The 19,125-nt window shown below is 51.0% G+C and carries 20 protein-coding genes and 1 pseudogene; 12 read left to right on the top strand and 9 right to left on the bottom strand.

Annotation, left to right across the window (positions count from 1 at the left end; genetic code table 11):
- Positions 1-23: 23 nt before the first annotated feature.
- From JNC80_RS14840 to JNC80_RS14830, 3 genes are all read right to left on the bottom strand, one after another.
- Positions 24-995, bottom strand: a complete 972-nt coding sequence (locus JNC80_RS14840) for an omptin family outer membrane protease (RefSeq protein WP_376710738.1) — start codon at positions 993-995, stop codon at positions 24-26.
- Between the two features lie 94 nt (positions 996-1,089).
- Positions 1,090-2,103, bottom strand: a complete 1,014-nt coding sequence (locus JNC80_RS14835) for a LacI family DNA-binding transcriptional regulator (protein WP_028234002.1) — start codon at positions 2,101-2,103, stop codon at positions 1,090-1,092.
- Positions 2,104-2,294: 191 nt separating this feature from the next.
- Entirely contained in the window at positions 2,295-2,804 is a 510-nt protein-coding gene (locus JNC80_RS14830) for a MarR family winged helix-turn-helix transcriptional regulator (RefSeq protein ID WP_075657041.1), read from the bottom strand.
- A 265-nt stretch (positions 2,805-3,069) separates the two neighbouring features.
- On the opposite strand from JNC80_RS14830, the gene JNC80_RS14825 reads away from it, so the two are divergent.
- From JNC80_RS14825 to JNC80_RS14815, 3 genes are all read left to right on the top strand, one after another.
- Positions 3,070-3,834, top strand: a complete 765-nt coding sequence (locus JNC80_RS14825) for a creatininase family protein (protein ID WP_376710807.1) — start codon at positions 3,070-3,072, stop codon at positions 3,832-3,834.
- A 172-nt stretch (positions 3,835-4,006) separates the two neighbouring features.
- The gene (locus JNC80_RS14820; RefSeq protein ID WP_022712491.1) at positions 4,007-5,170 is read left to right on the top strand and encodes a CobW family GTP-binding protein; all 1,164 of its coding nucleotides are present in this window, start codon (positions 4,007-4,009) and stop codon (positions 5,168-5,170) included.
- Positions 5,171-5,172: 2 nt separating this feature from the next.
- Complete coding sequence (locus tag JNC80_RS14815; RefSeq protein WP_376710737.1) at positions 5,173-6,147, top strand: WD40 repeat domain-containing protein; 975 nt, start codon at positions 5,173-5,175, stop codon at positions 6,145-6,147.
- A gap of 292 nt (positions 6,148-6,439) precedes the next feature.
- On the opposite strand, the pseudogene JNC80_RS14810 reads toward JNC80_RS14815, so the two are convergent.
- Positions 6,440-7,327, bottom strand: a pseudogene (locus tag JNC80_RS14810) (alpha/beta hydrolase); the annotation flags it as partial.
- Between the two features lie 234 nt (positions 7,328-7,561).
- On the opposite strand from JNC80_RS14810, the gene JNC80_RS14805 reads away from it, so the two are divergent.
- On the top strand, positions 7,562-8,599 hold the full coding sequence (locus JNC80_RS14805) for an Lnb N-terminal periplasmic domain-containing protein (protein WP_376710736.1): 1,038 nt from the start codon (positions 7,562-7,564) through the stop codon (positions 8,597-8,599).
- Positions 8,600-8,642: 43 nt separating this feature from the next.
- Here the strand turns inward: JNC80_RS14805 and JNC80_RS14800 are convergent, their stop codons facing one another.
- Positions 8,643-8,990 carry a RidA family protein gene (locus tag JNC80_RS14800; protein ID WP_116088876.1) on the bottom strand — a complete coding sequence of 116 codons (348 nt, stop codon included), beginning with the start codon at positions 8,988-8,990 and terminating at the stop codon, positions 8,643-8,645.
- Between the two features lie 288 nt (positions 8,991-9,278).
- Between JNC80_RS14800 and rpmH the strand changes: the two genes are divergently transcribed.
- The 5 genes from rpmH to argB all read left to right on the top strand — a co-directional run bounded on the left by rpmH (position 9,279) and on the right by argB (position 13,630).
- On the top strand, positions 9,279-9,413 hold the full coding sequence (rpmH, locus tag JNC80_RS14795) for a 50S ribosomal protein L34 (RefSeq protein ID WP_022712486.1): 135 nt from the start codon (positions 9,279-9,281) through the stop codon (positions 9,411-9,413).
- Between the two features lie 80 nt (positions 9,414-9,493).
- Entirely contained in the window at positions 9,494-9,796 is a 303-nt protein-coding gene (gene rnpA / locus JNC80_RS14790; RefSeq protein ID WP_051139099.1) for a ribonuclease P protein component, read from the top strand.
- Positions 9,797-9,998: 202 nt separating this feature from the next.
- The gene (yidC, locus tag JNC80_RS14785) at positions 9,999-11,849 is read left to right on the top strand and encodes a membrane protein insertase YidC (protein ID WP_213598882.1); all 1,851 of its coding nucleotides are present in this window, start codon (positions 9,999-10,001) and stop codon (positions 11,847-11,849) included.
- Between the two features lie 141 nt (positions 11,850-11,990).
- Complete coding sequence (gene yihA, locus JNC80_RS14780; protein ID WP_022712484.1) at positions 11,991-12,683, top strand: ribosome biogenesis GTP-binding protein YihA/YsxC; 693 nt, start codon at positions 11,991-11,993, stop codon at positions 12,681-12,683.
- A gap of 59 nt (positions 12,684-12,742) precedes the next feature.
- Positions 12,743-13,630, top strand: coding sequence for an acetylglutamate kinase (gene argB / locus JNC80_RS14775; protein ID WP_376710735.1), 888 nt, complete (start codon positions 12,743-12,745; stop codon positions 13,628-13,630).
- Positions 13,631-13,735: 105 nt separating this feature from the next.
- Here argB and JNC80_RS14770 read toward each other — a convergent pair whose 3' ends face one another.
- A complete protein-coding gene (locus tag JNC80_RS14770; protein WP_220160195.1) occupies positions 13,736-14,641 on the bottom strand; it encodes an EamA family transporter in 906 nt (301 codons plus the stop codon).
- Between the two features lie 145 nt (positions 14,642-14,786).
- On the opposite strand from JNC80_RS14770, the gene JNC80_RS14765 reads away from it, so the two are divergent.
- On the top strand, positions 14,787-15,485 hold the full coding sequence (locus JNC80_RS14765) for a pyrimidine 5'-nucleotidase (protein WP_022712481.1): 699 nt from the start codon (positions 14,787-14,789) through the stop codon (positions 15,483-15,485).
- Between the two features lie 12 nt (positions 15,486-15,497).
- Complete coding sequence (locus JNC80_RS14760) at positions 15,498-16,373, top strand: DUF817 domain-containing protein (protein ID WP_376710734.1); 876 nt, start codon at positions 15,498-15,500, stop codon at positions 16,371-16,373.
- A gap of 52 nt (positions 16,374-16,425) precedes the next feature.
- Here the strand turns inward: JNC80_RS14760 and JNC80_RS14755 are convergent, their stop codons facing one another.
- A complete protein-coding gene (locus JNC80_RS14755; RefSeq protein ID WP_022712479.1) occupies positions 16,426-17,265 on the bottom strand; it encodes an LOG family protein in 840 nt (279 codons plus the stop codon).
- A gap of 377 nt (positions 17,266-17,642) precedes the next feature.
- Here JNC80_RS14755 and dapD point away from each other — a divergent pair, with 377 nt between their 5' ends.
- On the top strand, positions 17,643-18,497 hold the full coding sequence (gene dapD / locus JNC80_RS14750; protein WP_376710733.1) for a 2,3,4,5-tetrahydropyridine-2,6-dicarboxylate N-succinyltransferase: 855 nt from the start codon (positions 17,643-17,645) through the stop codon (positions 18,495-18,497).
- Positions 18,498-18,567: 70 nt separating this feature from the next.
- Here the strand turns inward: dapD and JNC80_RS14745 are convergent, their stop codons facing one another.
- Positions 18,568-18,783 (bottom strand): hypothetical protein, encoded by a 216-nt coding sequence (locus JNC80_RS14745; protein ID WP_116088882.1) that lies wholly within the window; start codon positions 18,781-18,783, stop codon positions 18,568-18,570.
- Between the two features lie 122 nt (positions 18,784-18,905).
- A complete protein-coding gene (locus JNC80_RS14740; RefSeq protein WP_022712476.1) occupies positions 18,906-19,121 on the bottom strand; it encodes a hypothetical protein in 216 nt (71 codons plus the stop codon).
- Between the last annotated feature and the right edge of the window lie 4 nt (positions 19,122-19,125).

Genomic DNA, 19,125 nt, shown 5'->3' with positions numbered 1-19,125 from the left:
TTCTGAAACCCGCGATCTGTATTTCAGAACCGGTATTTCAATCCGCCGCTTAAAGAAAAAGACTGGAATTTCATTCCGGCTCCGTCCGGAAAATATTCCACGACCTCTCCGCTGGTCAGATTATACATTGTTGTATCAGCAGTTTTGTTGAAATAGCGCTCATAATTACCGGCGAGGAAAAATGACGTCTGCGCAGTATAGGCATATTCTGTACGCGCACCGACGGACATGAATGCCAGGCCATCATATTTCTCAGTAAAACGCAGGTTCCGCCGCCAATGATGATCTTCATCTCTGGATTTAAAGGCCAAACCACCCCTTGCCTGCACTGAGAACGTCCACTGTTCAAAGCTCTTACTTGCTTCCAGCCCTAAAAATGCTGTCGGATAATTCTGTTCATAACTGATAGTGCGTTCACCATCAGGAATATCACCGGCATCATCACGAAATTCATTCCGACTATAAATATAGCTGCCGCCATAGGCATCCCATTTCACATTGGTATATTTAAAGCCGCCATGCAGATTAAGCAGCGCTGTTTCATTGACGCGGAAATCATGCCCCAGCGCCAGATCAGCCGTTATATAGCGGTTAAGCTGTGTATCAGGATGGATTGAGCGATGTGACCACGCATCGGAGCCATAACCGGCTGGCGGGTCCATCAGCCAGTCATAATCTTTCATCCGGTTATTGCCGCTGAAACCGACCATCACATTGCCTGCCAGCGTCCAGTCATTATCAAATACGGCTTTGGCAGTTGCGGTCAGAACCGGAGCATCCGTCTTCCAGATCAGATGGCTGATCTTCTTGCCGGTATTATTATAAACCAGCTCGTCTCCTTGCAGATGGATGTAACCAATTCCGCCCAGAAAAGAAAAATCGGGATTGCTGATCCGTATATCTGTGACTTGCGTGGGATTTAAATCTGCGGCACCGGCCGGCAAAACTGCAATTAACAAAAACTGACTGCAAATAACTGCTGATACAGACTTCACAACACGCCCCCGCCTATGAATACAGAGCGTATTTAGAATATAATTTTACAAAATTTCAAATACTAAAATACTGAAACCTGCCTGTTTATGCGTATCAGGCAGGTTTACTTGTCGACTGACGGATATGTAATTCCGGTTTGATCAGCGGCTGATCGCTATGCATTTCAACACCATTGAGCTGATCCAGCAGAGCACGCGCTGCCTGACGACCAACTTCGCGCTGACCGTTCCAGACGGTTGTCAGTGCCGGTGTAGCAATTGCCGCCTCTTCCAGATCATCATAACCGGTCACAGAAATATCTTCACCCGGCACCAGACCGGCACGGGCAATACCATTCATCAGACCAATAGCGACCAGATCATTCCAGCACACAGCTGCCGTCGGCTTGTCTTTCAGTGATAAAAATTGCGGTGCCACTTCAAAGCCGCCCTGTTTGGTGCGCGGCCCCGGAATACGCCATTCCGGCTTCACAGTCAGTCCGGCTTTTTCCATCGCATTGACATAACCCTGATAGCGGTCGCGACCTGTAGAGGTCTGATCCGTGCCGCCGATCATCGCAATGCGGGTATGTCCGAGTGAAATCAGATGATTGGTCGCAAGACTGATGCCATAGGCATCATCGCCGCGAAACACCGGCACATCTGCACCTTCCACATTACGGGCGATCAGCACCACCGGCAGACCGTTATTTTCTGCCAGTTCAATATCTTCCGCAGGCGTACCGATGGCCGGAGACATGATTACGCCGTCTGCGCCGAGCTGCAAAAGCGTGTCCACAAATGTGCGCTGCTTTTCCAGCTGATCATAATGATTGCTGAGAATGAAAGTCTGGCGGGAGCGATCCAGTTCCGTTTCAATAGAGCGCAGAATTTCCGCAAAAAACGGGTTCATAATATCATGAACCACAACACCGATAATGCCGGAGCGCGATGTGCGCAGCGATGCGGCACGACGGTTATAAATATAGCCGATGGCGCGGGCATGTTCCTTGATACGGTCGCGGGTCTGATCCGCCACCAGAGGACTGTCACGCAAAGCCAGAGAAACCGTGGCCGTTGACACGCCAAGCGCATCAGCAATGGTTGAAAGTTTGATCTTCTGGGCCAAAAGCCGTCCGCCCCTTATTCAACAATCATATTCACCGGAACCGGCAGTTCTGCGGTATAGTTATCTTCAGTAATCTTAGTTAATCAATATCTAGAATATAGTTTAACAAATAGCGAGACAGTTTTTAGCAACTTATCCGGCAAATTATTCAATACGGAACACAGAGCCGCCCTCACCTGCATTGTTCCGTTTTAATCGGCATCATCATCAGCCAGATCATCCGCCGTATCGGCTTCATCACTGGCAGCAGTACGCAACGGGCGACCGGCAGCAACAGCATTCAGATTATTTTCCATCCGCGACAGCAATTTCAGCAGAACTTTCCGTTCTTTCTTTTCAAAACCGCGCAGACAGTCTTTTTCAGTTTTACGCACCAGCTTTTCAATCACACGGATAACATCATGCCCCTGATCGGTCAGAAACACATGAGTCTGGCGCTGATCGCTTTCCGATGCCTGTTTGGTAACAAAACCCTGTGCCTGCAAACGGCTGATCGTTTTTGTCACTGTCGGGGGACGCACGCCCAGACGCTGCGCCAGAATACCGGGCGGCAGGCCGTCTTCTTCGGCAAGTTTCAGCAAAACCGCATCCTGCCCCGCATATAATCCGTGTTCCAGCAGCCGTGTGGCTAATATCGTGCGCATCATCCGCGCATTGTGCTGTAACGGCTGAAGAATAGCAGTTTTGCCTGACTTGCTCATATGCACCCTACCTGTCCGTTTATCATTTCATAAACAACCTAATTGAAGGCGTTATGACTGACAAGCAGCAGTCTGGCCGCAGCTGCAAGTCAGGACAACGGGCATAAAGGCGTATTTAGAATAGCCGCAGCCACACTCACCCGTTATGATGCCTCTCACTTGCACATATCAGAGGAGAAATATTTTGCCGGAGATCACCCAGCACGCCAGTTCCGCCCTTTCTGACAGAGTGCCGCAAACCAGCGAGGCTCTCGTAACTGAGCCGCTGCAGGACACTATTCCTGAAAATCTCATTGCTGTCTTACCGCTGGGTGCCCATGAGCAACACGGACTTCATCTGCCTTTTGAGACAGACACAATCATCGCCGAAGGCATAGCTGCCCGTCTGGCAGAAAATCTGCCGGGGCATATTACCGCGCGCTTTCTGACAACTGAGCCGGTTGGCTATTCTGTTGAACATATGGATGTGGAAGGCAGCCGCACGCTGGCTTTTTCTGAAGCAGTGAACCGCTGGATCGGCATCGGCGAAAATCTCTGTGCCGCCAATATCCGCAAGCTGGTTATCCTCAATGCCCATGGCGGCAACTCCCCTTTGGCAACCATTGTCGCCACAGAATTGCGCGCACGTTTAGGCATGCTGGCCGTGGCAACCCACTGGACAAGGTTCGGCATACCGGAAGATCTCATCAGTGCAGAACAAAAGCACCTTGATATCCATGCAGGCTATATCGAAACTTCTGTTATGCTGGCCTTGGCACCGGAGCTTGTGCAGATGGATAAGGCGCAGAATTACATCAATGAACAGGTAAAATTCATTGAAGAGTTTCAGTATTTGCGTGCCTATGGCCCGCACGCTTTTGGCTGGATGATGAGCGATCTGAACAAGCAGGGTGCCGCAGGCAATGCTTTACGTGCCAATGCGCAAGATGGCGAAAAAATCATCGCTCATGCAGTGAGCGGCCTGACCGGACTGATGGATGATGTCCACCGGTTTGATATCTCGGTCTTTGGGCAATCGCCTGCACTCTGAAAACTGAGAACAATCGCACCGAGGTGATTGCTCTATATAACTAGTCTGTTCTATAGAATTACGGTTTCGCAATTCTTATATGCACAAAGATTTCAACACACAGACCGTTTCGGCTCCCGGCATCACCTGTCCGATCCGGTAAAAATTCTGACAATGAAGAGGCACTCTACCCATGAGCGATAGCCCTGTAGCAGATCAGGTTGCGACTGGCGCAACCACACTCCCTAAAATTCCGGTTACCGTGCTGACCGGCTATCTCGGCTCCGGCAAGACCACCCTGCTCAACCGTATTCTCAGCGAAAACCACGGCAAACGCTATGCTGTCATCGTCAATGAGTTCGGTGAAATCGGCATTGATAATGATCTCATCGTCGAGTCCGACGAAGAGATCTATGAAATGAACAATGGCTGCATTTGCTGCACCGTGCGCGGCGACCTGATCCGCGTGGTTGAAGGTCTGATGCGCCGTCCGGGCCGTTTCGACGCGATCATTGTGGAAACCACCGGCCTTGCCGATCCGGTGCCGGTTGCCCAGACATTCTTCATGGATGATGATGTGCGCGCCAAAACCCAGCTTGATGCTGTGGTCGCCCTTGTTGATGCCAAACATCTGCCGTTACGTCTGAAAGACAGTAAAGAAGCCGAAGACCAGATCGCTTTTGCCGATGTGGTTCTGCTCAACAAGACCGATCTGGTTAATGCGCAGGAACTTAGCCATGTCGAAGCGACTATCCGTGCCATCAATCCGCATGCGATTATTCACCGTACCCAGCGCGCAGAAATTGATCTGACGAAAGTTCTCGATCGCGGTGCTTTTGATCTCCAGCGTGCGCTGGAAAATGATCCGCATTTCCTCGATCATGATCATCCGGATCATGTTTGCGGCCCTGACTGCGATCACGACCATGGGCACGATCATCATCACCATGACCACGGACACGACCATCATGGTCATCACCACCATCATGATCACGACCATAGCTGCGGCCCAGATTGTAATCATGACCATGGGCATGACCACGGCCATGCTTCAGCGATCCACGATGTAACGGTTATGTCCGTATCCTTGCGCACCGGCGAGCTGGATGCTGCTAAATTCTTCCCGTGGATTCAGAATGTAACGCAGGTTCAGGGGCCGGATATTCTGCGCCTCAAAGGTATCATCGCTTTTGCCGGTGACGATGACCGCTATGTGGTACAGGGCGTGCATATGATTATCGAAGGCGATCACCAGCGTCCTTGGAAACCGGACGAAAAGCGCGAAAGCCGTCTGGTCTTTATCGGTCGTAATCTGAATGAGCAGGCACTGCGTTCCGGCTTCGAGAAATGTAAATAACCATGCCGACGATTGCCCCTATTGATCTGGGAAGCCACTGCCTGAAAGCCGGCTTCCTCAATGATAATGCCTATTATGCACTGGCCGATGGTACACTTCATTGGCTGGATGAAGCGCATAAAACTGTCACTATGCATGACGGTTTGCTCTGCGTTGCACCAACAGCTGACAATAAAGCCCTGATCACCGGCGGTGAAGACGGACGCATCTGTCAGACTGACGAAAAAGGCAATGTGCAGGAACTGGCTGTTCTGCCGCGCAAATGGATCACTGCGGTTGCCAGTGGCCCTCATGGTGCAGTGGCCTATGCTTCCGGCCGTACCGCATGGGTGCGTGAAGCCAATGGCAAAACCACCGAATTTGCCCATGAGCGCAGTGTTGAAGGCGTTGCCTTCGCACCCAAAGGTCTTCGCCTCGCCATTGCCCGTTATAATGGCGCGACATTGCATTGGGCAGGCACTGCCGGCAAACCGGTTGATCTGGAATGGAAAGGCGCACATACCGGCGTGGTCTTTTCGCCGGACGGTCGTTTTCTGATCACCACTATGCAGGAAAATGCGCTGCATGGCTGGCGTCTGGAAGATAACCGCAATATGCGCATGACCGGTTATCCGGCCAAGGTCAAAGACTGGTCATGGAGCCCTAAAGGCAAATGGCTGGCCACTTCCGGCGCTCCTGCGGCAATCATCTGGCCATTCGCAGGCAAAGACGGTCCGATGGGCAAAGCTCCGCTGGAACTTGGCCTGCGTGGTGACACAATGGTTACAGCTGTTGCCTGTCATCCGGTCGAAGATATTGTCGCTGTCGGCTATCAGGACGGAATGGTACTGCTCTGCCGCTTTGCTGATCAGAAAGAAGTGCTGCTGCGTCGTCCGGGTAAAGGCGCCATCAGCTCAATGGGCTGGGATAAAAACGGTACGCGCCTCGCCTATGGTGCGGAAACCGGTGATTGCGGCCTGATTAATATTCAGTGGTAATACCAGAAAAAAGCGGCTTCAGAGCATTTCCAGCAAAAGTGCGCAGCGCCTCCGCAGGGAAATCAGTTCACCGGACTGATTTCTTTTCCTGCTACGATGCGTTGGATAATGCGTAAAATAAAAAGAAAGAGCCGTTCCAGCAACTCGTTTAAACTGGAACGGCTCTAAGCCGCTTTTTTCATTACTTCTTCGATTGTTCCAGTGCCTGCTCACTCTGAGTGGCCGGTTCCTGTGCTTCCGGCAGGGCTTTCAATTTATCCGTTTTGTCTTTGGTCTTTGTCGTCACAGCCTGCGACATTGCAGGTGCGCCATCCGGCCCCTGCCCCGAGAGCCAGGCAGTCACCAGCGACACATCTTTCGCACCGATCATATGACCGGCCTTCACCACGCGCGCATCCACTTTGGCACCGCTGGTACGCAACAAATCCGAGAGTGCAGGCGCAAAAGGCGCATACATCTTGTCATCAGCACCGGTCACAACCAGCACCTTAGCTTTACTCAGATTAGCTGCCGGTGTCTGATCCAGCACCGGCATAGAGCGCATCAGAACAGCTTTTTTCACCAGATCAGGATGCAGTATCATCGTGGCGGCCAGCAGATTGGCACCATTGGAATAGCCGACAAAAGTGGTACGGCTCAAATCAATCTGATCGTCTTCAGAGAGTTTGGTCAGGAAACTGACAAAAGCATCCGCTTCATTACGCACATCTTTCTGGTCGAATTTTACCGGCGTAATGCGGGCATACCAGCGTGTGCGGCCTTCCTGCAAAACCCGTCCGCGGATACCGAGCAGCGTGGCACGCGGCCAGACTTCCTGCGCAAACGGCACAAGACTGGTTTCATTACCGCCGGAGCCATGCAGCAGGACAATCGTTTCACCGCTGCCGTTTTCCGGCTTGGTAAAGTGATAAACAAATTTCTGACTGCGGGAAATTGCCTCTTTTACCACCTTGCTCACATCTTTCGCTGCTTCAGCAGCATCCGCTTTAGGATTACGCATGGTCAGCCCCGCGCCTGTGGCCGGTGTCATTATATCTGATTTCTTCATAAATGCCGCATTACCGGAAGCTGTTTCAGCACGGGACGGCGTCTCCTGCGCAAGCACAGCCTGCGGCAGAAACGAGATCAGCATAGCTGCCACAGTGGCAGAAGCGGAGAAAGAGAATAATTTGTTTACCATAGGAGAAGTTTTGCCGGACAAATATTAAAATAATCTAACAAGTCGGTAAATTGATGCATTGCGTGCCTGTAAAGGCGCATTTTACGGAGAGTTGCAATTCTGGCAAGCTCAAAACAGGCCACTCTCTAAATCTCAATCGCGGCGAAAACATGCCATCAATAATTATTTTAACTTCATGCCGCATAATAAAAATCTTCAACAGATATTCCGCCTCATCAGCAATACCGGAACCAAATGACATATAAACCAGCTCTGGTCTTCTTAGCACTTCTGGCTCAGGCTTTTTTCAGTCTGGTTCTGATTATCATCACCGTCTGGGGCAGTCTTGCACTCCATTATCAGCTGACAGAATCGCGCCTGCTCACTTATGCTGCAATCGGCATATGGGTGCTGGTAGCGTTGGCTGCACTCAGCACACTCTGGTTCACCGACCTGCAACATTATCGCAGAGCCGCATTTATCAGCTTTGCAATCCTGTTCGCAATTTTGCTGATCTGGTGGCACGGCATCAAGCCATCGCTGAACCGCGACTGGGCACCGGAAGTCGCACAAACAGTCACCGCCGAGTATAATGGCGATATGGTGCGGCTCGATCATATCCGTGATTTTGACTGGCGCACGGAAAAGGATTTTACCGTTAACTGGAAAAGTGCCGATTATGATCTGAGCCAGATTAAAAGCGTTGACCTGTTCTTGTCCTATTGGGCAGGGCCTGCGATTGCCCACACATTGGTCAGCTTCGGATTTGAAGACGGGAGACAGGTCGTTTTCTCCGCAGAAATCCGTAAAAAACGCGGACAGGCTTTCTCTGAAATCGGCGGGTTCTTCAAAGATTTTGAACTGGCAATGATCGCGGCAGAAGAAAGCGACATTATCTATCTGCGCACCAATGTGCGTGGTGAGCATGTCTATCGCTATCACGTGGATATTGAACCGGAACAGGCACGGCAGCTTTTCAGACTATATACCGATACAGCCAATCGCCTGAGCAAAGAAGCCGGTTTCTATAATACACTGACCGCCAATTGCACGACGGTTGTCTTTGACATGGCACGAATTCTCGACCCGTCGATCGCACTTGATTATCGCGTGCTGCTCTCCGGTTATCTGCCTGAATATATGTTTGAAAAACAACTGATTGTAACGGCTGAGACCAATACGCAATCGATGCGTCTCAATGCGGATATCAGTGAGCAGGCAAAGGGCAGCCGCGAAGGTTATTCACAACGTATCCGCACTATGGCCATGCCTCAGCCGGCAGCTGCACAATAAAATATCCGGTGCCGCATCATTATAATGCGGCACCGGAAACAAATTAATCGAGAGCAGCAGTAACGATGAACTCTACTTTGTAGCCCGGAGTTGCCAGATGGGCAGAACCGGTTGCGCGTGCCGGTGTGTTCGCAGGATCAACCCATGATTCCCAAACCGCGTTCATTTCTGCGAAATCTTTCATGTCATCCAGCCAGATAATGGTCTGGAGGATTTTGGATTTGTCGGTACCGGCAACAGCCAGCAGACGATCAACTTCAGCCAGTGCAGTTTTGCACTGTTCAGTCACGCTTGCATTTTCTGTACCAACCTGACCGGCCAGATAAACAGTGTTGCCATGGACAACCGCACCGCTCATACGCTTGCCGGATTCGAAACGCTTAACAGACATAGTTCTTCCTCTCATTGTAAATTCGATAAAGCCTTATAAGCATCAAAGCGCGCCAAGACTATTTGTCAGGGTCAAGAAAACGGAAAACAGCACATATTTTTTCGGAATAATGTGAGCAATCCTTATGCTGACCGAATATTCCGCTCCATTCTTGACTCAAAACCTGCCTGCATCTATAAGCCGCCCCACGTTCAGATATTTTTTGCAAGGTCGTTCATCGACCGCGTCTGAACCAGCTCCTGTTAAAAAACAGATTTAAGAAGGGCCGCACACCGCGGTATTAAACAAATGAAGCGCACATATCAGCCATCTAAACTCGTCCGCAAGCGTCGTCACGGTTTCCGTTCGCGCATGGCTACTCCAGGCGGTCGTAAAGTTATTGCAGCCCGCCGCGCACGCGGTCGCGGCAAGCTTTCTGCATAATTGTTGCTCCGCGTAGAGCGGTGACACAACAAGCAAATAAGCAGACCAAAACACTCCGCCTTCGCAAGAGAGCGGAGTTTTTGGCTGTTCGCAGCGGGGAAAAGCGTCGTGGCAAATATTTCCTTCTGGAAGTAAAACAACGCGATGAGGCAACCAGCAAACAGGCAAAAACCGGTGAAAACCCGCGTGTCGGCTTCACGGTTACCAAGAAAAACGGCAATGCGGTTATCCGCAACAGAATCCGCCGCCGCCTGAAAGCCGCCGCTGCACTCAATGAGGCCGCAATGGCTCCGCAAACTGATTATGTTATTGTTGCACGCAGGGAAGCGTTAAACGCCCCCTTCAGCGCACTGACCAGAGAGCTCTCAAAGCGGTTTAAATGACCGTTTCTCAAAATAGGCCTGAATTATATCGTCTCAGCGTTCGCTTTTCTGAATGGCTCGTATTATAAGGCAGGCACTTAACTCTGACAGGTATGGGGCATATTCTGCACAGCGCTCTGTCAGCCAGCATATTATACGCTAGGACAGCGCAGCGGTTTTGCGCACTTAGCTGTAATGAACTGACAGGAACCAGGACCCGTCAATGGAAAAAAATCGTAACTTCTTTCTCACCATTGGCCTGTCGATTCTGATTCTCACGCTCTGGCAGGTATTCTATCTGGGGCCAAAGACTGAGGCTCAGAGAGAACAGGCACGGATTGAAGCGCAGAATACTCAGAATGCGCAGGCAACATCCGCCAATGGTGCAACATCTGCCAATATCCCGCAGGGCAATGCGCCTCAGGCTGGTATTCCGGGTCAGACAGCAGAGGCTCAGGGAGCAAAACCTGTTACCCGTGAAGCAGCGCTGACTCAGAGCAAGCGTATCAGCATTGATACACCGCGCGTCAGCGGTTCGATCAATACTGTCGGCGCCCGCCTCGATGATCTTTTCCTGAAGGATTATCGCGAAACCGTTGATCCGAAATCCCCTGAAATTGAACTGCTTGCGCCTTCAGGCGTGAAAAAGGGCTATTTCGCTGAACTCGGCTTCTCCGGCAATGATGCAATCGGCACTGTTCCGGGTCCTGCAACCGAGTGGAATATTGAAGGCAATGACAAGCTCACCCCTTCAACACCGGTAACCCTGACCTATGCCAATGAAAAAGGTATCCAGTTCAAGCGTGTGATCTCCGTGGACGAGAACTATATGTTCGCCGTTGAGGATACGATCACAAACCCGACTGATGCGGCCGTTTCGCTCAGCTCCTATGGCCGCGTAACCCGTTTTGAAAAGCCTGAACATGCCAGCGGCACCTATGTGCTGCATGAAGGTCTGATCGGCGTTGTCGGCGATCAGGGTCTGCAGGAAATTTCCTATTCCAAGATCGAAGACAACAAGAACATGCCGCTTGCCAAAGCAACAGGCGGCTGGCTTGGCATTACCGACAAATATTGGGCTGCGACACTGATTCCGCCGCAGAACGAAAGCTTTGAAGCACGCTTCTCTTACTTCACTGACGGCACACCACGTTATCAGGCTGACTTCCTCAGCGCGCCTGTAACCATTGCCGCCGGTCAGAACACCGTCATCAAGAACCATGTTTTTGCCGGTGCTAAAGAAGTTGCCAAGATCAAAGAATATGAAGAAAAACTCGGCATCAAGCAGTTCGAACTGCTGATCGACTGGGGCTGGTTCTACTTCATCACCAAGCCGATGTTCTACCTCATCGACTGGATCTATAAATTCTCCGGCAATTTCGGTGTCGCTATTCTGGTGGTTACCGTTCTGCTGAAAGCCCTGTTCTTCCCGCTGGCCAACAAATCGTACAAGTCGATGGCCCGCATGAAGATGATGCAGCCTGCGATGCTGGAAATCCGCGAAAAATATGCGGATGACAAAGTTAAGCAGCAGCAGGAAATGATGCAGCTTTACAAGCGCGAGAAGATTAACCCGCTGGCCGGTTGCTGGCCGGTGCTGGTGCAGATTCCTGTATTCTTCGCGCTCTATAAGGTTCTCTATGTCACCATCGAAATGCGTCATGCGCCGTTCTTTGGCTGGATTCATGACCTTGCTGCGCCGGATCCGACATCGCTGTTCAACCTGTTTGGTCTGCTGCCTTGGGATGTCCCTGCATTCCTGATGATCGGCGTATGGCCGTTGATTATGGGTGTCACCATGTTCCTGCAGATGCGCATGAACCCGACACCGCCGGATCCGACACAGGCTGCGATCTTCACATGGATGCCGATTATCTTCACATTCATGCTGGCTGCATTCCCTGCAGGTCTGGTTATCTACTGGGCATGGAACAACACATTGTCCATTCTCCAGCAGGGCATGATCATGAAACGTCAGGGTGCCAAGATCGAACTTTTTGACAACCTGAAAGGTATGTTCAAAAAGAAAGAACCTGCGGCACCGGCGAAAACCGATAAGCCTGCCAAGAAATAAAACAAACAGAAAAGCCCCCTTTACGGGGGCTTTTTTATATCTGAAGCGCATTGATGGTTGACAAAAGCCACTGAAAGCTCAATGCCATAAAGAACAGTGTTATGTTGCAATGACACGGATATAAGCCACAGGAAGAATTGAGTGACCGAAGCAGAACTGGCCGTCGCAAAAGAAGCAGAGAAATATGCAGCACTTGTTGCCGAGGGTAAGGCTCTCTTCAACAAGCGATGGATTTTTATCCGCGGCGTGCCGTCCATGAAATTTCTGCCGCCGGAAGGCCCTGTTGAAATCGCTTTCGCCGGCCGCTCCAATGTCGGCAAATCCTCGCTGATTAATGCGATTGTCGGCCAGAACGGCTTGGCACGCACATCCAACACACCGGGTCGCACGCAGGAACTCAACTATTTCGTGCCGGATGGCTATTCCGGTGAAAATGGTGACCTGCCGCCATTGGCACTCGTTGATATGCCGGGCTACGGCTTTGCCGAAGCGCCGAAATCCATGGTCGATGCATGGACACGGCTGGTGTTTGATTATTTGCGCGGCCGTACCACGCTGAAGCGCGTTTATGTGCTGATTGACGCCCGTCACGGCATTAAAAAGAATGATGCTGATGTGCTGGATCTATTGGATAAAGCCGCCGTCTCCTATCAGATCATTCTCACCAAGATCGACAAGATCAAGGAAGCAGGCGTGCCACGCCTGATGGCAGAAACACAGAAAGCGATTGCGCGCCGTCCGGCCGCTTTCCCGCAGATTCTGGCCACATCTTCCGAAAAAGCCATCGGCTTTGATGCAGTGCGCGCTGCGATTGCTCTGCTGACCAAGGAATAGGAACCACGCAAAGTGGTTTCTTTATCACTCACATAACCCTTCATGCCGTGGAGTGCTCCATGACCGCGACAAGCCCTGAAATCCAAGCACAACTCCTCTCAGCCGCCCTGCCCTTCATGCAGCGCTATGAGAATAAAACAGTCGTCGTTAAATATGGCGGTCATGCCATGGGCGATGCAGCATTGGGCAAGGCCTTTGCCCGCGATATCGCGCTGCTCAAACAATCCGGCATCAACCCGATTGTTGTTCATGGCGGCGGCCCGCAGATTGCTGCAATGCTTGGCAAGCTTGGCATTGAATCCCGCTTTGAAGGTGGCTTGCGCGTTACCGATGAAAAAACGGTTGAAGTGGTTGAGATGGTTCTCGCCGGTTCAATCAACAAAGAAATCGTGGCGATGATTAATGCCGAAGGCGAATGGGCAATCGGCCTGTGCGGCAAAGACGGCAATATGGTTTTCGCTGAGAAAGCGCATAAGACTTATCGTGATCCGGACTCCAATATTGAGCGTGTGCTTGATCTGGGCTTTGTCGGGGAACCGGTAGAAGTGGATCGCACATTGCTTGATCTGCTTGCACGCTCCGCCGTTATTCCGGTGATTGCGCCGGTTGCACCGGGTCGTGACGGCAATACTTACAATATCAATGCAGACACCTTTGCTGGTGCAATTGCCGGTGCGCTAAGCGCAACACGTCTGCTGTTTCTCACCGATGTACCGGGTGTTCTGGATAAGAACAAAAACCTGATCAAGGAATTGTCGGTTGCAGATGCACTGGCACTGATTGAAGACGGCACCATTTCCGGCGGTATGATCCCGAAAGTGGAAACCTGCATTGAAGCCATTAACCGTGGCGTTGAAGGCGTGGTTATTCTCAACGGTAAAACCCCGCATTCAGTTTTGCTGGAATTGTTTACGGAGCATGGTGCCGGCACGTTGATCGTGCCGTAACGACAAGACCCTATAAAAAATCCCGCAGTTTGCGGGATTTTTCTTTGAGCATTTCCAGCAAAAGTGGGAACCGGTTTTGCGTAGGATAATGCGCGAAAAAATGTCTTATTGCCATAATAATAAGAACAGAATGCCGGTAACAATCAGTATACATCCGGCAACTTCCATGCGGTTGATCCGTTCCTTGAAAATGAACACTGCCGAGATGAAAGTAAAAATTAGTTCGATCTGCCCGAGAGCACGGACATAGGCCACCTGCTGCAAAGCCATGGCTGTAAACCAGCCCATTGATCCCAGCACGCTCGACAGGCCAACCAGCGATGATGAGCGCCATGATTTCAGCACCAGAACAATTTCGTTCTTGTCCTTAATCAGCATCCACACCAGCATAAACACCGTCTGGAATGTCGTTACACAAGCAAGTGTCACAGCCGCCTGCATAATCGGGTTTGGGCCATCAAGCGACAGTGCGGCGGAGCGATAAGCCACGGCGGAAATACCGAACACACCACCCGAAGCAATACCGATCAAAGCTGTACGGCTGACCAGCGCTTTAAACAAATTGCCCCAGCTCAGCGGCATCCGCGCGACTGAAATCAGCATCACGCCCAGCACGCCAACAATAATTGCCAGCACGGCACCGGTCGTCAGGCGCTCGCCCAGCAGGATCAGACCAAAGATTGCGGCCTGTACAGGCTCGGTTTTGGAATAGGCCGTCCCCACTGCAAAGTTGCGCAGGGTAAACAAATAAACCAGCATGATAGTGGCGAAGATCTGCGCCAGCCCGCCGACAACACTCCAGAACAGGAATGCACCATTAAGCTGCGGCAAAGCAAAACCAGCAAAGAAATGCAGTCCCAGCACATAAAGAATGGCAACAGGAAACCCATAGCCAAAGCGCACAAAGCTTGCGCCTCTGGTGCCGAGCTTGCCTTGCAGTTTCTTTTGCAGTGTCGTGCGCACATTCTGCATAAAGGCAGCGGCAATTGTAATCGGTATCCAGAGTTCCATGATTATGCAGTGCTTTTCTGTTTTGTAGAAATATATCAGCTCTGTTTGCCCTGCCCCGCCGCTAAATACAAGCCACCTGTCTCAGGCTCTGTTACCCAGCAAAATAAAGGCTGATCTTTACAAAACTTCGTGGCATAACACCTGCATGACCAATTTACCTGAACCGCGCCACTTCGCCCATGTCACGGACTGGGTGTTTGATATGGATAATACGCTCTACCCGCATGACACTAATCTGTTCTCGCAGATTGATGTGCGGATGACATCTTATGTCTCAGAACTGCTGCAGCTGCCACGCGATGAGGCGCGCAAGGTTCAGAAGCGGTTCTATCAGGAATATGGCACCACCCTGAAAGGGCTGATGGAATGTCACAAGATTGACCCTGACGACTTTCTCGCCAAAGTGCATGACATTGACTATACGTGGCTGAAACCCGATCCGCTTCTGGGTGAAGCCATTGCCCGCCTGCCCGGCCGCAAATTTATCTATACCAATGGCGATCGCAAACATGCAGAAAATGCGGCAGCACAGCTTGGTATTCTCGACCGTTTCGACGATATTTTCGACATTGTTGCCGCACAGCTGGTGCCGAAGCCGGAGCGTGCACCTTATGAGCTGTTTTACAAACAATGCGGTATCAATCCGCAAAAAGCAGCAATGTTTGAAGATCTGGCACGCAATCTCACAGTGCCAAAATCCACCGGCATGCGCACAGTTCTGATTGTGCCGAATAATTTTGAACCGGATTTCAGTGAGATTTGGGAAAGCGATCCCGCCTTTACTGACAGCGTGGATTTTGTCACGGATAATCTGACAGAGTTTCTGACTGCGCTGCACCCGTAAATGCATCAACCCGTGCACAGCAAACGCCGCTTCACTTCACTGGAAGCTGTGATCGATGCAGCCGCACACCGGCTGCTCGATCAGTTGCCACAACATGGTCTCTCCGGTGCACTGGTTGAGTTTCTGGTTTTCGGGCTGAAACAGGCATGGGCATGCCTGTTCGGCGGCGTCATGCTCGGGCTGATTATTCTCAGCAAATATCTCTGGGCAGACGGCTCTGCCCTGCCGCAACTGATCACACGCTATGATTTCCTGTTTCTGTCAGCCATCACCATTCAGTTGCTGATGCTGTTGTGCCGTTTGGAAACCTTACGGGAAGCAAAAGTCATCCTGATTTTCCATATTGTCGGCACCGCAATGGAAATCTTCAAAACCCATATGGGGTCGTGGATTTATCCGGAAGAAAACCTGTTCCGTATCGGCGGCGTGCCGCTGTTTTCCGGCTTTATGTATGCGGCAGTAGGCTCCTATATGGCGCGGATCAACCGGATTTTTGACATCAGACTGGCAAACTATCCGCCATTACCGCTGACTTTTGCACTCGCCACCGGCATTTATATTAATTTCTTCAGCCATCATTATTTACCAGATATGCGCTGGCTGCTTTTTGCAGTCACCGCACTGATGTTCTGGCGCACCAGCATGCATTACCGCGTGTTCCGTTTTCGCCATCGTATGCCACTGCTGCTGGCGTTCTTCCTGACTTCCCTGTTTATCTGGATTGCTGAAAATATCGGTACATGGTCACGCGTCTGGCTCTATCCGGGGCAGCATGACCAATGGGTGCCGGTCTCACTGTCGAAGCTCGGCGCATGGTATCTGCTGATGATTATCTCTGTTGTACTGGTGACCGTTATTCATCCGCCGAAACAGCCGGACGACAGATAATAAAAAACGCCGGTGCGTTCACACCGGCGTTTCAATTTCTCATTATCAGCACTTACAGATCGTAGTGATCTTTCACGACATTCCATGCCTCATCGGCCGTATCCACATAATGAAACAGCTCCAGATCTTCCGGCGAAATTGTGCCCTGCTCGGAGAGATACGGAATATTGATCGCCTTCGTCCAGAACTCTTTGCCGAACAGCACCAGCGGCACACGCTCCATACGGCCGGTCTGCATCAGGGTCAGCGTCTCAAACAGCTCATCCATGGTACCAAAACCACCCGGAAAGACGGCAAAAGCCTTGGCACGGAACAGGAAATGCATCTTGCGCAATGCGAAATAGTGGAAGTTGAAGCACAACTCCGGCGTGACATAGGCGTTCGGCGCCTGCTCATGCGGGAGCACAATGTTCAAACCGATAGACGGCGCACCAATATCAGCGGCACCACGATTGCCCGCTTCCATTACACCCGGCCCGCCACCGGTCACAACCACAAATTCGCGATAATAGGTTGAAGCCGAGTATTCCGAACAACGGCGGGCAAATTCACGCGCTTCTTCGTAATAGACGGAATTAGCTTCAAGGTTCTTTTTCTGAACTTCGTTTTTCGCAGCCCATGCCTCGCCGCCCGGCTCAGGAATACGCGCGCCACCGAACAGTACGACAGTCGACTTGATGCCGCGCTCTTCCATAATCATTTCCGGCTTCAGCAGCTCAAGCTGCAGACGGATCGGGCGCAGTTCCCGCTTGGTCATAAATTCCGCATCACTGAATGCCAGCTTATAGGCAGGCGCACGCGTTTGCGGTGTATCCGGCACCGCAGCGACGCGCTTAACAGTTTCACCGGAATTGCTGAAAGGTGTCCAGCCATCTTTCTCAAGCGGATTCATGCAATATCATCCTGTTGTGGCAGCGACATCAATTATAAAAAAGCAAGCCACTGTTCGTGTTTCCATATTGAGTGTCTGAATCAAAAATCGTCAGGCCGAGACGAAAAGGGTGATTTCGAGAACCGGAACGGAGCGTACCTATTGTACGTGAGTACCGGAAGCCCAGAAATTGCCCTTTGCAGGCCGGCATGGCGACTTTTAGATCAGATACTGAGGCATATAGTGCAAAAGCGGCAATGCCAAGATTGACCATGCTTTGAGCATAGCCTAATCATTTGCCGAAAATATTCCGTAATCTGTATATTTCGTCAGGCATTTCGTCTGAATGACGAAATAAATGCGATTTAATTCCGTTTCAACACCTCAGGAGCAGTAATATGTCCCAGCCTGATCTGTCAGCTCTCGAAAAAATTATCACAAAAGCTTTTGATGAGCGTGACACAGTCTCGGTATCTACCACCGGAGAAATCCGTGATGCCGTCGCACAATCCCTCTTGCTGCTCGATCAGGGAAAAGTACGTGTTGCCGAAAAACAGGCAGACGGTAACTGGACAGTCAATCAGTGGCTGAAAAAAGCAGTGCTGCTTTCCTTCCGTCTTAACCCGATGGAAATCATCAAAGGTGGTCCGGGCGCATCCGTCTGGTGGGACAAAGTCGCTTCCAAGTTTGACGGCTGGGGTGCAGATGAGTTTACACAGGCCGGTTTCCGCGCCGTGCCAAACTGCGTTGTACGTCATTCCGCTTATATTGCACCAAATGCCATTCTGATGCCGTCTTTTGTTAATCTCGGCGCTTATGTCGGTGAAGGCACGATGGTTGATACATGGGCAACAGTCGGCTCCTGCGCTCAGATCGGCAAGAATGTGCATTTGTCCGGCGGCGTCGGCATCGGCGGCGTGCTTGAGCCATTGCAGGCTGAACCAACCATCATCGAAGACAATTGCTTTATCGGTGCCCGTTCGGAAGTGGTGGAAGGTTGCATCATCCGCGAAGGTTCAGTGCTTGGTATGGGTGTCTATATCGGCAAATCCACCAAAATCGTCGATCGTGCCACCGGCGAAGTCTTCTACGGCGAAGTACCACCTTACTCAGTTGTTGTTGCCGGTACTATGCCGGGCAAACCACTGCCAAATGGCGAAGCAGGCCCGAGCCTTTATTGCGCGGTTATCGTAAAGCGCGTTGATGAGAAGACCCGCTCAAAAACTTCAATCAATGATCTGCTGCGCGATTAAAAGCAGCCTTTCAAAAACAACAAAAAGCGGCGGGCCTCAAGCCCGCCGCTTTTGTTTGCACTACCGTCAATTAACGACGGGTGCTTGCAGGCGAATGATCGTCAAAGCCGTTAGCGGAACCGTCACTATAGGTTTCGGTCTGTGTGCTGGTTACAGTCGGAGTCGCAGTTACAAATGTCTGGTCAGCACCATAAAGATTGTCTGGAATACCGGCATTTGGATTTTCAGCAAAAGCAGCACCGGCAGTCAGAGCAAGAGCGGCAACAGTCAAAGCAATCTTTTTCATTTTCATATTCCTTTTATAGGCCGGTCATTTTCAACGGATCAGTTGGGAGGTCTGTTCATCAGACGTTGAAATCCGGCTGTCATTCATAATGTTGATATTATGCGGAGGAGGTACCGGCTAAATTAGCCGTTATAGCTGGATGGTGAATTATCACCGAAACCGTGAGCCGAACCGTCTGTAAAGGTTTCAGCCTGCGTGCTTTTCACGGTTGAAGTGGTAATCACAGGTGTCTTGTCATTGCTGTACAGATCATCAGGAATGCCAACATTTGGATTTTCAGCAAAAGCAGCACCGGCAGTCAGAGCAAGAGCGGCAACAGTCAAAGCAATCTTTTTCATTTTC

Source organism: Pseudochrobactrum lubricantis (assembly GCF_041929865.1).
Taxonomy (GTDB): Bacteria; Pseudomonadota; Alphaproteobacteria; order Rhizobiales; family Rhizobiaceae; genus Pseudochrobactrum; species Pseudochrobactrum saccharolyticum.
Note: the sequence above shows the minus strand (reverse complement) of the source record. Positions and strands in the feature narration are given on the sequence as shown.

What these genes read in the sequence shown, in the direction of transcription:
- JNC80_RS14830 (WP_075657041.1), bottom strand. Translation starts at nt 2,804, where the DNA reads ATGAGCAAGTCAGGCAAAACTGCTATTCTTCAGCCGTTACAGCACAAT.
- JNC80_RS14820 (WP_022712491.1), top strand. Translation starts at nt 4,007, where the DNA reads ATGAGCGATAGCCCTGTAGCAGATCAGGTTGCGACTGGCGCAACCACA.
- JNC80_RS14815 (WP_376710737.1), top strand. Translation starts at nt 5,173, where the DNA reads ATGCCGACGATTGCCCCTATTGATCTGGGAAGCCACTGCCTGAAAGCC.
- JNC80_RS14805 (WP_376710736.1), top strand. Translation starts at nt 7,562, where the DNA reads ATGACATATAAACCAGCTCTGGTCTTCTTAGCACTTCTGGCTCAGGCT.
- JNC80_RS14800 (WP_116088876.1), bottom strand. Translation starts at nt 8,990, where the DNA reads ATGTCTGTTAAGCGTTTCGAATCCGGCAAGCGTATGAGCGGTGCGGTT.
- rpmH (WP_022712486.1), top strand. Translation starts at nt 9,279, where the DNA reads ATGAAGCGCACATATCAGCCATCTAAACTCGTCCGCAAGCGTCGTCAC.
- yidC (WP_213598882.1), top strand. Translation starts at nt 9,999, where the DNA reads ATGGAAAAAAATCGTAACTTCTTTCTCACCATTGGCCTGTCGATTCTG.
- argB (WP_376710735.1), top strand. Translation starts at nt 12,743, where the DNA reads ATGACCGCGACAAGCCCTGAAATCCAAGCACAACTCCTCTCAGCCGCC.
- JNC80_RS14770 (WP_220160195.1), bottom strand. Translation starts at nt 14,641, where the DNA reads ATGGAACTCTGGATACCGATTACAATTGCCGCTGCCTTTATGCAGAAT.
- JNC80_RS14765 (WP_022712481.1), top strand. Translation starts at nt 14,787, where the DNA reads ATGACCAATTTACCTGAACCGCGCCACTTCGCCCATGTCACGGACTGG.
- JNC80_RS14755 (WP_022712479.1), bottom strand. Translation starts at nt 17,265, where the DNA reads ATGAATCCGCTTGAGAAAGATGGCTGGACACCTTTCAGCAATTCCGGT.
- dapD (WP_376710733.1), top strand. Translation starts at nt 17,643, where the DNA reads ATGTCCCAGCCTGATCTGTCAGCTCTCGAAAAAATTATCACAAAAGCT.
- JNC80_RS14745 (WP_116088882.1), bottom strand. Translation starts at nt 18,783, where the DNA reads ATGAAAAAGATTGCTTTGACTGTTGCCGCTCTTGCTCTGACTGCCGGT.
- JNC80_RS14740 (WP_022712476.1), bottom strand. Translation starts at nt 19,121, where the DNA reads ATGAAAAAGATTGCTTTGACTGTTGCCGCTCTTGCTCTGACTGCCGGT.